The organism is Actinosynnema sp. NPDC023658, from assembly GCF_040639995.1.
In the GTDB taxonomy this organism is placed as follows: domain Bacteria; phylum Actinomycetota; class Actinomycetes; order Mycobacteriales; family Pseudonocardiaceae; genus Actinosynnema.
The window spans coordinates 1-2,666 of sequence record NZ_JBFAAX010000779.1 but is presented as its reverse complement, the minus strand read 5'-3'; the positions used below and the strand labels follow the sequence as shown (position 1 = coordinate 2,666).

At 72.4% G+C, this 2,666-nt stretch carries 3 protein-coding genes; 2 read left to right on the top strand and 1 reads right to left on the bottom strand.

Annotated elements, in window-relative coordinates; genetic code table 11:
• Positions 1-371, top strand: a 371-nt coding sequence (locus tag AB0G02_RS34640; RefSeq protein ID WP_360802969.1) for a DeoR/GlpR family DNA-binding transcription regulator, incomplete at its 5' end; no start/stop codon positions are given.
• On the top strand, positions 368-1,558 hold the full coding sequence (locus AB0G02_RS34635; RefSeq protein ID WP_360802966.1) for an MFS transporter: 1,191 nt from the start codon (positions 368-370) through the stop codon (positions 1,556-1,558). The genes AB0G02_RS34640 and AB0G02_RS34635, both read left to right, overlap by 4 nt.
• Here the strand turns inward: AB0G02_RS34635 and AB0G02_RS34630 are convergent.
• Positions 1,555-2,463: a hypothetical protein gene (locus AB0G02_RS34630; protein ID WP_360802963.1), complete on the bottom strand. Its 909-nt coding sequence runs from the start codon at positions 2,461-2,463 to the stop codon at positions 1,555-1,557. The genes AB0G02_RS34635 and AB0G02_RS34630 overlap by 4 nt on opposite strands.
• Positions 2,464-2,666 lie beyond the last annotated feature (203 nt).

Below are 2,666 nucleotides of genomic sequence, written 5' to 3'. Positions count from 1 at the left end.
GGCTGCTGCTGCCCGGCGGCGAGCCGAGGCCCGGCGAGCTGGCGATGGTCGGCCCGCTGGCGCTGGCGTCGCTGCGCGCCCTGCGCTTCGACGTCGCCGTGCTCAGCCCGTGCGCGTTCGGCCTGGACACCGGGCTCACCTCGCACAACCTGGCCGACGCCGAGGTCAAGCAGCAGGCGATGGCCGTGTCCGGGCGCACGATCGTGCTCGCGGACAGCACCAAGTTCGACCACACCGCGCTCGCCCACGTCTGCCCGGCCGACCGGCCGGACGTGCTGGTCACCGACACCGACACCCCTGCGGACCTGCGCCGTGAACTGGCCGCACGAGGAGTGCTCGTGCACGTAGCCGAACGACTGGAGAACCTGTGACGACCGCCCTGCCGCGCGCCGCCCGCGTCGCGACGTGGACCTACTTCACCCTCAACGGGTTCGCCGTCGGCTTGTGGGTGGTGCACATCCCGAACGTCGAGCGCGCGACCGGCATCTCGCACAGCGCGCTGGGCGGGCTGCTGCTCGTGCTCGGCGGGGCGGCGTTCCTCGGCATGCAGGTCGCCGGTCCCCTGGCCGACCGGTTCGGCCAGCGCAAGCTCCTGCCCGCGGCCGGTGTGCTGCTCGGCGTCGCGCTGTTCTTCCCCGGCCTCGCGAACTCGTGGTGGACGTTGGGCCTCGCCCTGCTGTGCCTGGGCTTCGGCAACGGCACGATCGACGTGGCGATGAACTCGCACGCCGTGGTCGTGGAACGGGCCTACCCGAGGCCGATCATGGCGTCGTTCCACGCGATGTGGTCGATCGGCGGCGCGGCGGCGGCGGTCGTGGGCGCGGCCACGCTCGGTGCCGCCGTGCCCACGGCGGTGACGTTGAGCGCGTGCGGCGTGTTCACCATCGTGGTGTCGTTGCTGGCCGCCAGGTTCCTGATCGACGCCGGCACCGAGGGGCCGGAGGAGGAGGCGGCGTCCGCACCGGCGGCGAAGCCGTCGACGAAGCTGGTGTGGCTGCTGGGCGCCATCGCGTTCGCCATGATGCTCGCCGAGGGCGTGGCCAACGACTGGGCCGCGCTGCACGCCGAGGGCGTCCTGGGCACCACCACCAGCACGGCCGCGTTCGCCTACGGCTCGTTCGCGGTGGCGATGACCGTGGGCCGGTTCGCCACCGACCGGGTGTCCGCCCTCGTCGGTCCCGTCGCGATCGTGCGGTACGGGGCGGCGCTGGCCGCGTTCGGCTTGCTGCTCGTGGTCGTGTCGCCGTGGGTGTGGCTCGCGTTCGGCGGCTGGGCGCTGTTCGGCCTGGGCCTGTCCGGCAGCGTGCCGCAGCTCTTCACCGCCGCGGGCAACCTGGACAAGCGGTCGTCCGGAGCGTTGATGGCGCGGGTCGTCGGGCTCGGGTACGTGGGCCTGCTGGCCGGTCCGGCGCTGATCGGCGGTCTGGCGCACTGGATCCCGCTCAACGTGGCGTTCCTCGTGCCGGTGGCGCTGTGCCTGCTGGGAGTGGTGTTCGCCAACGTCCTGTCGCCCCGCCCGGCGGCGGCCGAGGACAGCGTCCCCTCCCCCGGCCGCTAGCCCTTCTCGCAGCCGATGCCGTCGTGGTCGGCGTCCAACCGGTACTCGTCCGGGCCGATGACGGTTACGGGCCCGTGCACGTACACCGGACCGTCGCCTGAGCCGCTCGCGCAGTCGGCGTCCTCCGCGATGGGCACGCACGGCGTGTAGCTGGGGTGACAGCCCTGGACGGGCGCGGGCGGCTGCACCACCGGCGGCTGCGGGTTCGGCTGGGGCTGCGGCTCGGGATTGGGCTGCGGCTTCGGGGCCGGCTGCGCGACAGTCGTCGCAGTGGTGGTCGTGGTGCTCGTCGTCGTGGTCGTAGTCGTGGTGGTGGTCGTCGTCTTCGGCACGGTCGTGATGGTCGTGCTCGGTGTGGTCGTGGTGGTCTTGCTCGGCGTGGTGGTCCGGGTCGTCGTCTCCGTGGTCGTCAGCGAAGCAGCCGTGTCCGTTGTGGACGGTGACCTTTCAGCGAAGGACCCGATGACGACGAACAGGAGCACCACGGCGGCCGCGGCGATCCACAGGGGACGGCGTGACTTGGCCTTCACCGGCACGGCGGCCGACGCGTCGCGCGGCAGGAGGACGACAACCTCCAGGCCGCGGTCCCCGAGCCTGATCAACGCCTGGCACCCCGGCTTGCCACCGCCGTCGATCACCCGTCCCATCAGGTCGGCGTAGCGCCGCGACACCAGGTACGTCAGCTCACCGATCCGCTGCCCGTCCAACCGGACCTCGATGGCGTGCTGCCCGCGGTACTCGCCGGAGTCGATGGTGCACCACGCCAGCTCGACGACGACCCGCCACTGCGCTCCGGGTGCGACGGGGTACCGCGCCAACCACGCCTGGTGGTGTTCCTCCCCGGTCACGACGACCGGGACCGCAGCCTCCAGCATCACCAGACCTGACGCCGCATCCTCCGCCATGGCGCACCTCCACTCCACTGGACGGGTGTACGCCGGTCATCGGTGCGGTTCTACGCTCCGTTACCGAACGGCGAGGGGCCAGCCAGCGGGGGTCACCCGTACAGATGAATGTCGGGGTGCTTGACGAGCGGCCCGCCGGATCTTGGACGCCCTGCCCCACCACGCGACGCACCCCGGTCGGTCCGGGCGGGTGCCCGGACCGA